Source organism: Clostridium uliginosum (assembly GCF_900112485.1).
Classification (GTDB): Bacteria; Bacillota; Clostridia; order Clostridiales; family Clostridiaceae; genus Clostridium; species Clostridium uliginosum.
On the sequence record NZ_FOMG01000002.1, the window covers coordinates 160904 to 174063 of the forward strand.

Sequence of the window (13160 nt, forward strand, 5' to 3'; positions counted from 1 at the left end):
AAGGTTGTTTAATACTATATAATATACTTTGTATTACTATTAAATGTAAGATACTATTAGATTTAAAGAGTTAATATTGTCTATTTAATCTTTTTACTGCTTTTTTGATTCTTTTCCCATATTGTATAGATTGAATCTTTTTCATATAATAAATACATAATCTTTTAGGGGGTGCTCACTATTTCCAAGATTAATAAAAAACATATATTTACTATATTTTTAGTCTTTTTATTTTCACTTACAAGTTTACCTTTAGATGTACTATCAGTTACAAAAATAACTCAACAAAATAATACATTAGCTTATGCTAGTAGCACTATGTTACCATCAGACACTACTAATGTGTTATCAAAAAACAGTAGTGGAATATATTGCTCATCAAAATCCAGTTCAGGTGGATTTAAATCTGGAGGATTTAAAAGTTCTTCTAGTAATAAATCTTCTAGTTCAACAACAAAAACTACTAGTGATAAAAGTGCTGAAGGATTTAAATCAGGAAGTTTTTCAAATAAAGCTGATAATAGTACATCATCTGATAAAATAGATTCAACAAACACAGATAAAGCAGCTACTGATTCAAGTAAATCAAGTACTGGTGCTTCAAAAGGCTTTAGTAGTGGATCTTATTCATCTACTGATAAATCTACCACTAATGAAAATACAGCTGACTCATCAAGTACAAATAGTAACAATCAGCAAAGTGGCTCTCAAACATATAGTTCGCCATCAAATTCAAGAGGATTTAGTTGGTTTGGGGGAAGTAGTTATTACAGACCTTTCTATTTTGGTTCTGCTTCAAGCTTATTTATTAATGCTTTAAGCCTAGGTGCAATATTTATATTAATAATTATATTAATTAAATTATATTTAAAGAAAAACAGAAAATAATATATACTTTAGGAGGTATTAACATGGGAATTTTTTCAAGAGTATCAAATATGTTTAAGGCTAAGGTGAATGACACTTTAGATGAAATGGAGAATCCAATAGAATTACTTGACCAAAAATTAAGAGATATGGATGAACAATTTAGTAAAGCAAAATTAAATTCTGCCCAAATCTTAGGAAATGTTCATGAAATCGAAAAGAAATTAAATGTAGCAAAAAAGGAATCAGATGACTTTGATGCAAAGGTAAAGTTAGCTTTATCTAAAGGTAATGAAGAGTTAGCTAAAAAAGCTCTAGCTAGAAAAGTTGAAGTTGATAAAAAGTGTGAATCATTACAAGTAAGCTATGATAACTCAAGAGTTCAAGCTGATACATTAAAGAAAAACTTACGTGAACTAGAAGAAGAAATTACAAAGACCAGAAACTACAGAGATGAAGCTGCTGCAAGATATTCAAATGCTCAAGCTTCTGAAAAAGTAAATGAAATTCTTGCTAATGTACAAACTAAAGATAATTCAATACAAATTGATAGTATTGAGAGAAAAATTCAAAGAAAAGAATCTCTTGCTCAAGGTTTAGGAGAATTAAGAGACTTAGATGATTTTGATAGTGAATTTAAAAAATTAGACGAAGTTGATTTAGATCTTGAATTAGAAAAATATAAGAATAATAAATAGGTGTTTTTATGAGTAAAGATATTGATTTCATAAATGATGAACGCACTTATTGGGGGAAAATATATACTGATATAGCTTATGCTATTAGTGAAATATCCCCTTTTCTCTCTGAAAATATCTTAAAATCAAGAAAATACTATATTAAATCATCTATATTGCAAGAATATATTAGACTTTTAGATTCTGCACAATTAGATTCTAAGAAAGTAGGATTTTTAAAAATTTTTAAAGGTAATCCGTCTATAGATACAGCTCAAAACTATAAAATTAAAAATAGAGAATCATTTAATGAATTAGAAAAATGTTCTAGCTGTGCATGTTTAAATTGTGTTTTTGATTGCAAATTTAAATCATGTACAAGTTGTAGATATGGTTCTTTTATAAAATCTTGTGATAAAGAAAAGGCTAATGTTAGAAAACATGATAACTTTACTGTAGATTTAACTAATAATGATACAGGGTCTTCTGCAAAGTATAAGGTTTTGGCTACTATAGAAAATTGTTCTTTAGATAACCAATATATTTTATTAGAAAATATATTGTCTTCTGATGATAAGTTAGTCTTATATTACTATCCAGGCATTAAAGGAGATTCTTTCGGAGAAATAACTAATGTAGATGAATTTGACTTTATAGTTGAAACTTATCAAAACTCAGATTACTAAAAATGACTGTAATAGATTTGTTTTTATTCAAATCTATTTAGGCACATAAAAATAAATAACTAGTCAGTCTTCTTGTCTTTTTTGAACTATACTACATCAGCAAATGTAGCTAATAACAGAAGTATTAACTACATTCACTTCCTTGTCTAGTTTAAAAAATTCCAAGAATCCTTGACTAGTTATTTATTTTACAATGCCTTACATTCATTTTTCATATACCTAAATTATATCTTTGCTCTTTTTAATTTCATTAAAACAATAGTTTATTATATCACTTCTCTTAATTATACCTATAAATATTCCATTATCATCAACAACTGAAACAAAATTTTGGTTTATAGCTAATGATATTAGACTTTCAATATTTGCATTAATTGAAACAGATTTAGGAGATATTCTTCTATGGATATCTCTAACCTTTACAGACTCAGTATTCTTAAAATTTAAATCTGGAGTATTTTTCAACTTCCACAATAAATCTCCTTCTGTTAATGTTCCTACATACTTACCTTCCTTATCTATAAGCGGAATAGCTGTATAACCGTGGCGTTCCATCTTCTCCATAACTTGTCTCATTGTTGTTTCTTCACTTTCATACACCACTTCATTCTTTGGAGTAAGAAAAAAGGCTATATTCATAATAAAATCCTCTCTTGTAATTATTAATTTTATTCTCTAATTATATTTTAACATATTTTAAATAAAAATGCTTTAATCTAAAACCGTTATTTCAAAGTATTTAATTTTTCAAGTTTATAACTATAATTTAAATATGCTTCTTCTTTTATAACTGTATTAATCTCATTATAAACCTCTTCTCCTTTAAGAGTTCTTTTTATAATTATTTCACTGAGCACCTTATTTTTACACTTTGAACAAATTCCTAGAGACACAAATCTCCAACTTAAAAGTTTAAATGATTCTTCCAAATTAATTTTACTACTACATTTAGGACACTTTAAGCTAACCTTGTTCTCATCTATTTCAATGCTTTCTAAATTATTAACTTGTATAGCAGGCATATTATATATGTCTTTAACAATATAATTTTTAACTATTCTTGAATTATATATATGTTTAAATACTAATAGCGTGTACTGTGCATCATTTAAAGCATCATGTAACTTTTTATCATCAACTTTAATCTTTAATTCATCTAAAGCACTTTTAAGTCCTAGAGCCTTCTTATGTGCTAGTATCTTTGTTGAATACTCTTGAAGATCTAAATACTGTCTAATCCAGCTTAAATCAGTATAATTATGATAATTAGAATTTATAATCAACTCAACTATATCATCCTTTGCCCATGAGCAAATAACATCTCCCTCTTCAATCATATCTTTCAATTTACTTATTGCTTCCTTAAAAGAAATACCTTTTTCAATTAAAGTATTCATTTTTATTTTGGTTATTTCAGTTACTACAGGATTCATAATAGGAAATATAGTTGGCTTAATATATTCTCTCATTTCGCAAACTGTCTTCATATAATTATCTACTTTTACAGCACCTATTTCTATAATTTCATTTTCTAAATTTATTGACTCTAAATCCTTATATACCTCAAAAAAATTCTCTTGATATTTAGTTATATTTTTCAAATTATTAAACTCTAAATCAATAATAATATACCCCATACTCCATACCCCTTTTATCTTAGGCATTTTTAAAAAAATAACTAGTGAATATGATGCATATTTTCACTATTATTCTTTTCATATGCCTTATATTAATTCTATTCCTGCTAGTTTCATTAAATGAATTGCATTTTGAGTTTCACTTTTTCCTTTTCTTAATTTATAATCAAAATGAATTTTATTATTTTTATAAAATTCTCTAAAATTATAATTTATTATTTTTTTATCTTGATTCTCTAAATCACAAAGTTCTAAATCATGAGTAGAAACAAGTCCTATACCACCATACTTTATCAATTGATTAATTAAAACTATTGCTCCAGTATGTCTGTCTTTTGAATTAGTGCCTTTAAATATTTCATCTAAAAGGAAAAATACTTTTTCTCCTCTTTTACATGCCTCTATTAATGTTTTTATCCTTAAAATTTCCGCATAAAATGAAGAAATACTCTCTTCTAAGTTATCCTTAGTTGTAATACATGTATATATACTCATAATTCCACAGCTAAAGTTTTGTGCATTAACAGGAGCTCCTATATAGCTAAGAACTAAGTTAGACCCTAATGTTCTTAAAAATGTGCTCTTACCCGACATATTAGAGCCAGTAATTAAAGCTACTTTTTGTTGATCTTTTAACGAAAAAGTATTTTTAACTGCTATATCACCAAGTAAAGGATGCCCTATTTCATTTCCATATATTTCATTACTATCTAAAATAGATGGACATGTCCAATCACAATTGTCAAAAGAAATATTAGCTATACTATTTAATGCATCAAATTCATTCATCACTTTTAACCATGTATCAATATTATCTCCATTTCTTTCTCTCCACAGTGCTAAATTTCTCATAATAAACACATCAGAAAATATCAATATATTTAGTATTAAATAAAATGCATTATACGAACTATCTCCTATCCAATCTAATAAATTAGAAATTTTCTTCATTTCAATTTTACAACTTATATCATTATTACTTAAGTTATTCTTTAGTTTTTTTAAGTAGTTAGAATTAAACTCTTCATCTTGAATCAATGCTAGTAGTTCACTATATTCTTTAATATTGTTTTTTATATTATTGAATAATTCAATATCTGTATTTATATCTTTAGTTAAAAATTTAATAACAATAAAGTCAATCATAAATACAAGTAAAAGAAATGATACTGGCAATATATTTACTACTGCTAAAAATATTGAAGAAAAATTTATAAATATAAAAATACAGCTAATTATAATGGTTATAAAATTCATAGAACCTTTTTTCTTTCCCCATTCAATTAATTCTTCTAGTTTTCTATCTGACGATTTCTTTAAAGATCCTTCTAAAATAAACTTTTGTCTCCACTCAACCTTTTCTCCTAATTCCTTTATAGCACATTGTTTTTCTAGTATTTCATTCTTATTTAAATTTTCTTTTAAACTTAATAAATCAACTAATTTTTCTCTTCCACCTATGCTTACAGTTGAATTAATCCATTGAAAAATTGAATTTTGTCCAAATATGTTTAAATCACTTATAAATGGATGATTGTAATCCAAATACTCATTTCCATTATCTTCTGACTTTCTAAATTCACCTGATAATCTTTTTAATCCTTTTTGATTAATATCTATCATAACATCAATTCTTTTTTTATCTTCTAATTTAATATTATGATATAATGCTACTCCAATAAAAATAGAAATAAAAAATAAACTATTAAATATTAGTGATGTATACTTGTCAGCTTTATATAGTAAATAATCTATTAACATCATAGCAATAACTATAATCAATCTACTCCAACTTATTATGTTTATTTTCTTTAAAAGCACATTACTTTTTTTACTATTCTTTTCTACATTGTTTTCATAAAAATCCTTTGCTTTAATCATATACTCTCCTTTACCATCGGTATTTTTTTAAAATAGCTCCTGCTAGTTCTTTAAAACGCTCTATAATAATATAATTTTACCATATTTCATGTTAATATGTGTAAAAAATAAGCTGTCTCATTATAGAAATAATTTTCTATTTTGATACAGCTCACTATATTTTCATGTAGGCATCTTTGACTTATTATTTTCTTTAATATACCTAATATGAATATGTTTTAATAATTACTTTATTTTTGACTTAAACAATTATATATTTCTTCTAAGTCACTTTTCATAGCTTCTAAATAGCTCTTATTGTCTTCTTTAGATTCTAATGTGTATATAGGTACAACACTAGCTCCTACTTCTGATGCTAATGTTTCTGAAACTTTAGGACTTGCTAAAGACTCAGAAAAAATAGTTTTTATTTTATTATCTTTACAAAAATTAACTAAACTCTCTAATTCTTTTGGAGTTGGTTCTCCCTCTCCATATAAATTTTCAACAGATTTTTGCGTTAATCCAAAATCTCTACACAGATATCCAAATGCTGCATGACCTGTTATAAAATCTTTTTTAGCCAAAGATTCAAACTTAGGTAAATATTCATTATATAATGATTCTAATTCCAATTTAAAACTTTCATAATTATCTTCATAAACTTGTTTGTTTTTTTCATCTAAACTTATAAGTGTATCTTTTATATTTTCACATTGTTTTTTTGCTTGTGTCAAACCTAACCATGAATGAGGATCTACTAACTCTCCCTCTTTTCTGATTTCAACACCTTTACTAGAATCTACTACTAATACTTTCTTACCATCTAACACATTATTTACTTGATCAGCCCAGCTTTCCATCCCTAATCCATTGTAAATAAAAGCATCACTATTAATTAAATTTTCAAAGTCCTTAGTTTTAGGCTCATAGTCATGAGGTTCCATATTATCTGGCACTAGACAATTAACCTCAACATTATCTCCACCTATCTTTTCTGTGAATTCCTTTAACGGATATATTGACACCATAACTTTAACTTTATGATTATTATCATCTGTATTTTGTGGTGATGCTTTTTTTGTTGCACAACTAATTAAAAAAGTGCTAATTAGTATGCATGACAGTGCTGATATAATTTTTTTCATATTTTTCTCCTCTTTGCATATGATTGGCATTTGCAATTATTTTACCTTATTATTTTATATTTGTCAAATTATAATAATGAAGATTTAACTTAGATATTATAATTATTTTTAATATTTAAAGTTGCTAAATATTCTTAATACTTAGCTATATTCAAAAAAATAACAAGTCAGTATGCTAGTATATTTGACTTGTTATTTTCTTTCATATGCCTTAACTCAATTTAATCAAGTTATACTCTATATTATTCTTATCTAAAATGTTTTCCTCTATTCCTTGGCAAGTAAAAAATATTGTTTGATTAAAGTTTTCATTAATTAGTAACATTAAAGCTTTTTCTCTTCGCTCATCATCATATTGTACGAAAGCATCATCTAAAAATATTGGTACATTTTTATTATTAAATAACATTTCTATAAATGATAATCTTAATGATAAATATAACTGATCTCTAGCTCCATTACTTAGTATATCCCCATCAAATAAAGTTTTATCATTTCTAACTTTTAATTTATAATCTTCAGAAATTTTAGCCTCTCTGTATCCACCCAAAGTTAAAAAATTAAATTTATCTAAAACTTTACTATTTAATTGAGGACCTACATTTTTTCTTACTTCTCCAAAAGCTTCTTGTAGCTTACAACTAGCTAACTCTAATGCTTTAAATTCTTTTTCTCCCTTATTAATTTTTTCTTCAATAATGGTAACTTCTTCTTCTATTGTTGAAAGCTCTCTTTTACCTAAATATATTTTCTCTATACTATGCTCTAAATCTTTTATTTCTTTTTCTACCTTTAACAGTTCTTCAGATTTTTTTCTTAACTCTTTATCTATTTCTTCATCCGATTGATATGAATATTCTATATTATTGCTTATTAATTCTTTCATTTCTTCTTTTATTTCATTAATATCTCTATCTTTTAATAATACCTTATAGGTTTCTTCTATACTACTTAGGTTACTTTTAATTTCTTGCATCTGATTTATTTTTTCTTTATACTCCTTTAATCTAATATGAAAATCTAATATATCTATATTATCCATTCCCATTCCAACTGTTTTTTTTCTTAAATCATCTTCTCTCTCCTGTAATTGAACACTAATTGTTTTTATCTCAGACTTAATAACATTTATTTCATATTCTAAAGGTAGTAATTCTTTTTTTAATTTTTCATATATACTTATATTATCTAATATTTCTTGCAAAGATTTACATCCAAAAACTTTAAACAAAGAAAATATTATACTTTCGTTTTTATCATATTTTTGTTTTAAATTATTAAAGTTTATATTATTTAGTTCTTCTGTTCTCTTTTTTATATGTAAAATAATATTTTCTTCATAATTTTTATAAGAATCATATTTAGTTACTTTTTTTATAAACTGTTCATAGCTTTTACAATTAATTTCTTCTATATATAAATTTAATTTTCTTTCATCCTTATCTACTCTTTGTTTTATATCTTTTATATCTTTTGCATTTTTTTCACTTAATTCTTTGCTTTTAATAATTACATAATACTTCAAATAAAATTTAATCAAAAAAATAAAAATAGGTATTAAAATAATTATCATCGGAATATTTTGTCTAATAATTCCAAATAAAAGTAGTATTATTCCTATTATTGATAAAATATATATCATCATAATCTTCTTTTTAATATGGCTCATAGTATTACTTGATCCATAGTTATCTGATTGAGTTTCTATTTTATATTTTAATTCTTTCAAGCCATCTTTATAAGAAGTTGTTAATTCATCTATTTCACTTCTATATTTAGAAAACCATTTTAAATCTCCAACCATCATTTCTTGAGCTTTTAATTCTTTTTTTAACTGTTCTATGGAATTTTCAATACTATTAAACATATTTATTTTTTCTTTTAGATTTTCTTGTTCTATTTTTAAAACATATACTTTTTCTTTTATATTATCTTCTTCAATGTCCTTAAATGCTTGGTAATCTTTAAATTCTTTATTCTTATCTTTTAAGGCTTCTTCTAACACATAAAGTCCTTCTACTTTTTCTTGTCTTACATCTGCTAAACTTAAATATCGTGTATATTCTTTATTAACTTCCTCTAAAAATTCTTGTGTTAAAATTTGATTACTTTTTTTTAGTTGTATATTTATATCTTCTTCTTTTTTTCTAAGTTCTTCTCCTTTTCTTAAATACTCCGTAATCTCTTTATAATCATCTTGAAGCTTAACTTTCTTCATATATTTTTTATATAAATCTAAATTTTGAGTTTGTTCTTTAATATACTCTTTTAATTTTTTTTTCTTTAATAGATCTTCTTCATTTTCAATATTTTCTTCTGCAAGTTTATAGCCTTCCCATACTTCTTCCTTAAGAGAATCCCTTTTCTCCCTCAATAAATCTAATTCTCCTAATTTTCTAGTAGTAACTAATTGTTTTTTTCCATTGTCTAGAGTTTCAATTGCCTTTCGCACAGATATATTTTCTTCTCCAGAATTATATATATTAGTTATTTTCTCCATTATTTCTTCTTCTTTATCTTTACTAAACATAACTCCAAGTTGACTTATAAAAAGTGTTTTAGTAAATGTAGATGAATTTATTTTAAAAAAGTTCTTTCCAGGTTCATTATTATACTTAAGTTCTATAATATCTCCTGTTACTTCCTCTAATATTTCACATTTATCTTCTTTTTTGGTTAATCCAAAACTTCTTCTTATTATATATATTTTTTCATCTTGCTCTACTGTTAATTCCCCACATATTTTTTCGCCAGTTAAAGGAGTATATTTTTTTCTATCATTAAGTTTGCCTCTATTGCTGTCAAAACCATAAAGCCATATTTTTATAAAATTTTCAATTGTACTTTTACCTTTTTCATTTTCTCCATAAATTAAATTAAATCCATCTTTAAAATCTAATATTTTTCCTTTAATTCCAGCAAAATACTCAATATTAACTTTTTTAATAATTATAGTCTCTCACCTCTTCTCCAGATAAGCTTTGTAGTCCCTTCTTTAAAGCTAATTTTATTATTTCTTTATCCTCTTCTGTCTCAGCCTTTTCTAATTCTTCATACATTTTTTTTGCAAATATACTTTTTATTGAATAACCTTTCAATAATTCATCCATATCTAATTTAACTTCAGTCTTATCTATTATCTTTATAAAATAAAAATCATTTTTCAATGCTTGTTCTATTAATTCTTCTTTTAAATTAAATTCTTCAGAAATTTCTCCAATTAAAATTATTTTATAACAGTTATTTCTTATATCTTTTTCTTCTATTGAATTTAAGATTCTTTCCTTTATTTCGTTATAAGTAAAACAGTTATCTATATTAATTTCTTTTTCATAATAATTTCTAAGTGATGTTTTAATAAATTTAAACTCACAATATTTATCTAAAACATCTATTAATACAACACCTTTATCTCCAAGTTCATCAAATCCTCTTCCTTGGGGACATCCACTATAACTATAGTAAGTGTTTTTTATCTTTTTAATATCTGAGTACTTATGCCTATGACCTAATGCTATATAATCCATATTGCTTTCTCCTATTTCTATTTCAGTAATAGGATTGTAAGAATTGTTTTGACCTAAATATGTAATTTCTCCATGAAGAAGCATTATATTGTTATATCCTTCAATTCTTTTAACGTTTTTTAATAAAGATTCTTCTATATAAGTTGAATTAAATCCAGCTCCCCACACAACAGTATTTAAATCTTCTATAACAACTTTTTTCATATCACCTTTAAAAACATGTACATTTTCAGGCCAATCTACAATATTATAGAATGATCTTTCATTAAATGGATCATGATTTCCAGGACTTATGAAAACTTTAACTTTATTTATTCTTTCGAAACAATTTTTAATAAAATAAAGTGTACTTTTATTTACAGATAAATTATCAAAAATATCTCCTGCAATTAATAAAATATCTACTTTTTCTTCCAACGTAATATCTATTATTGTATTAAAAACCTCTTTTAATTCTTCTTTGCTCCTTAAGGCTTGATTATGAGGCATTCCACTAAATGGCGTATCAAAATGTAAATCGGCAGTATGTAAAATTCTTATTTTATTCATAGTATCACCTTTTCATCGAACTTTAGTTCTCATTTTACCATAAATTATTATATCTATAAAGACAACAAAACAAAGGATACACCACATAAAATGTAGTGTACCCTCCGCTTTGGAATACGTTTAAACTATTTTTACAATAATTTATTAAATTGTACTTTCGTATTCCTTTACCATTCTTTTAACCATTTCGCCACCTACGGAACCACATTGTCTGGAACTTAGATCACCATTATAATCTTTAAATGGTACTCCAATTTCACTAGCTACTTCGTTCTTTAATCTAGCTAACCCTTGCTTTGCTTCTGGAACTAATACGCTTTTTGCCATAACAATCCCCTCCTCGGCTTTGTGGTATATTTGATTTGTAGATAAGAACTACTTTATGCATTTCCTTTCTACACTATTATGTTATCCATTATGAATTAATATATTCTTGGTAAATAAATGAATTTATTCCTTTTAATATGCCTAAAATTTTTTCACTATCTTCTCGCTCACTTATATATTGTTTGTAAACATTTTTTAAATAAATTATAGGTTCCAAAATTTTAAATTTCATGTATATATCCCTTAATCATTGCATACTATAATGTTTATATAAGTATTCTTTTTTATATAAATATTATAGTACACTATATTTTATTATTATGTACAGTTTAAATAAATCAACTCAAATTAAAATTAAATTAAAAAAAGAGAAAATTAGAATTTTTATATTCTAACTTTCTCTTTTACTATGGCAGGGGCACTAGGATTTGAACCCAGAACCAATGGTTTTGGAGACCACTACTCTACCGTTGAGCCATACCCCTAAGACATTTTTATTATATCATATTTGTAATAATTATGTCAATAATAATAAAATATTAATATTATATTATTTTTTTAATGGGTTGTTTAGTATTAAATATTACATTATAATATAGTAAAAAGCTTTGATTGTCAAAATATTTTATTGTCAAAGTTAGTATGAAAGGATAAATGTGTAATGGAATTTAATTCACTTAAAATAGGAAATTTAATTGCTCGTATCCCTATTATACAAGGTGGAATGGGAATAGGTGTCTCATCTTCTAAACTTGCTTCAGCTGTAGCAAATGCTGGAGGCATCGGAATTATTTCTGCTGCTCAAATAGGATATGAAGATGATAATTTTGAAAAAGAACCTTTAAAATCAAATTTAATAGCTTTAAAAAAACATATTCTCCTTGCAAAATCAAAAGCACCTAATGGGATAATTGGTATTAATGCAATGGTTGCAAGTAGCAACTATGCTGAACATATAAAAGTAGCAATAGAGGCTGGTATAGATTTAATAATATCTGGTGCTGGACTTCCTACTATGTTACCTAAAATAGCAAAAGGTTCAAATGTAAAACTTGCTCCTATTGTTTCTTCTCTAAAAGCTGCAAAGGTAATTTTAAAATTATGGGATAAACATGACAATGTAGCTCCAGATTTAATAATTATAGAGGGACCAAAAGCTGGTGGGCATCTAGGTTTTAAATTAGAGGACTTAGAAAATGAAACTATAAATTATGATAATACTATATTAAGTATAATTGAAGAAACAAAAAAATATAGTGAAAAATATAGTAAAGAAATTCCTGTTGTTGTTGCAGGTGGAGTTTATGATGGATATGATATTGCTAAATATCTTAAGTTAGGTGCAAGTGGTGTACAAATGGCAACAAGGTTTGTTGCTACTGAAGAATGTGATGCATCACAAGCTTTCAAAGATGCATATATAAATTGTTCAAAAGAAGATATAGTAATAGTTAAGAGTCCTGTAGGAATGCCAGGTAGAGCTATTAAAAATAAATTTGTTGAAAAGACTCTTTCTGGTAAACAGAAGATAACTAAATGTTATAATTGTTTAACTCCATGTAATCCAGCAGAAACCCCTTACTGCATAAGTAATGCATTAATAAATTCTGTAAAAGGAAATGTTGATGAAGGACTTATTTTCTGTGGTGAAAATGCGAGTAGAATTAATAAAATAACTACTGTACAAGAACTTATGGATGAATTAGTATCAGAACTTAAAGATGCTTAATTAAAATATAATTAAATGAAGGTGTTATCTCAAAATTATTTAAATATTATTTGAGACAGCGCCTTCATTTATATAAAAATACGATTATTTTCCTCATTATATAAATTTTGTATATTAAAACCATTCTATGTTTTAATATATAGACATATATCT

Annotated in this window: 12 protein-coding genes and 1 tRNA gene; 4 read left to right on the top strand and 9 right to left on the bottom strand. The window is 25.3% G+C overall.

Features of this window, described 5'->3' with window-relative positions:
• The first annotated feature begins 171 nt into the window (after positions 1-171).
• The 3 genes from BM027_RS02230 to BM027_RS02240 are packed head-to-tail and all read left to right on the top strand — an operon-like array spanning position 172 to position 2230.
• On the top strand, positions 172-888 hold the full coding sequence (locus BM027_RS02230; RefSeq protein ID WP_090088404.1) for a hypothetical protein: 717 nt from the start codon (positions 172-174) through the stop codon (positions 886-888).
• Between the two features lie 23 nt (positions 889-911).
• The gene (locus BM027_RS02235) at positions 912-1565 is read left to right on the top strand and encodes a PspA/IM30 family protein (RefSeq protein WP_090088406.1); all 654 of its coding nucleotides are present in this window, start codon (positions 912-914) and stop codon (positions 1563-1565) included.
• Positions 1566-1573: 8 nt separating this feature from the next.
• Positions 1574-2230, top strand: a complete 657-nt coding sequence (locus BM027_RS02240; RefSeq protein WP_090088408.1) for a DUF1292 domain-containing protein — start codon at positions 1574-1576, stop codon at positions 2228-2230.
• Between the two features lie 219 nt (positions 2231-2449).
• Here the strand turns inward: BM027_RS02240 and BM027_RS02245 are convergent, their stop codons facing one another.
• The 9 genes from BM027_RS02245 to BM027_RS02280 all read right to left on the bottom strand — a co-directional run bounded on the left by BM027_RS02245 (position 2450) and on the right by BM027_RS02280 (position 11763).
• Entirely contained in the window at positions 2450-2869 is a 420-nt protein-coding gene (locus BM027_RS02245) for a CBS domain-containing protein (protein ID WP_090088409.1), read from the bottom strand.
• Between the two features lie 86 nt (positions 2870-2955).
• Entirely contained in the window at positions 2956-3867 is a 912-nt protein-coding gene (locus BM027_RS02250) for a 3'-5' exonuclease (protein ID WP_090088411.1), read from the bottom strand.
• Positions 3868-3954: 87 nt separating this feature from the next.
• Positions 3955-5748: a MutS-related protein gene (locus BM027_RS02255; RefSeq protein ID WP_090088413.1), complete on the bottom strand. Its 1794-nt coding sequence runs from the start codon at positions 5746-5748 to the stop codon at positions 3955-3957.
• A gap of 230 nt (positions 5749-5978) precedes the next feature.
• Positions 5979-6875 (bottom strand): metal ABC transporter solute-binding protein, Zn/Mn family, encoded by an 897-nt coding sequence (locus BM027_RS02260; protein WP_090088415.1) that lies wholly within the window; start codon positions 6873-6875, stop codon positions 5979-5981.
• Positions 6876-7086: 211 nt separating this feature from the next.
• Positions 7087-9828: an AAA family ATPase gene (locus BM027_RS02265; protein ID WP_090088417.1), complete on the bottom strand. Its 2742-nt coding sequence runs from the start codon at positions 9826-9828 to the stop codon at positions 7087-7089.
• Positions 9818-10951 (bottom strand): metallophosphoesterase family protein, encoded by a 1134-nt coding sequence (locus BM027_RS02270; protein ID WP_090088420.1) that lies wholly within the window; start codon positions 10949-10951, stop codon positions 9818-9820. The genes BM027_RS02265 and BM027_RS02270 overlap by 11 nt, the downstream gene beginning before the upstream one ends.
• Positions 10952-11095: 144 nt before the next feature.
• Positions 11096-11278 (bottom strand): alpha/beta-type small acid-soluble spore protein, encoded by a 183-nt coding sequence (locus BM027_RS02275; protein WP_090088422.1) that lies wholly within the window; start codon positions 11276-11278, stop codon positions 11096-11098.
• Between the two features lie 88 nt (positions 11279-11366).
• The gene (locus BM027_RS18135; RefSeq protein WP_175559921.1) at positions 11367-11510 is read right to left on the bottom strand and encodes a hypothetical protein; all 144 of its coding nucleotides are present in this window, start codon (positions 11508-11510) and stop codon (positions 11367-11369) included.
• A gap of 178 nt (positions 11511-11688) precedes the next feature.
• A tRNA-Trp gene (locus BM027_RS02280) sits at positions 11689-11763 on the bottom strand.
• A gap of 176 nt (positions 11764-11939) precedes the next feature.
• Between BM027_RS02280 and BM027_RS02285 the strand changes: the two genes are divergently transcribed.
• Complete coding sequence (locus tag BM027_RS02285) at positions 11940-13007, top strand: NAD(P)H-dependent flavin oxidoreductase (protein ID WP_090088424.1); 1068 nt, start codon at positions 11940-11942, stop codon at positions 13005-13007.
• Positions 13008-13160: the final 153 nt, after the last annotated feature.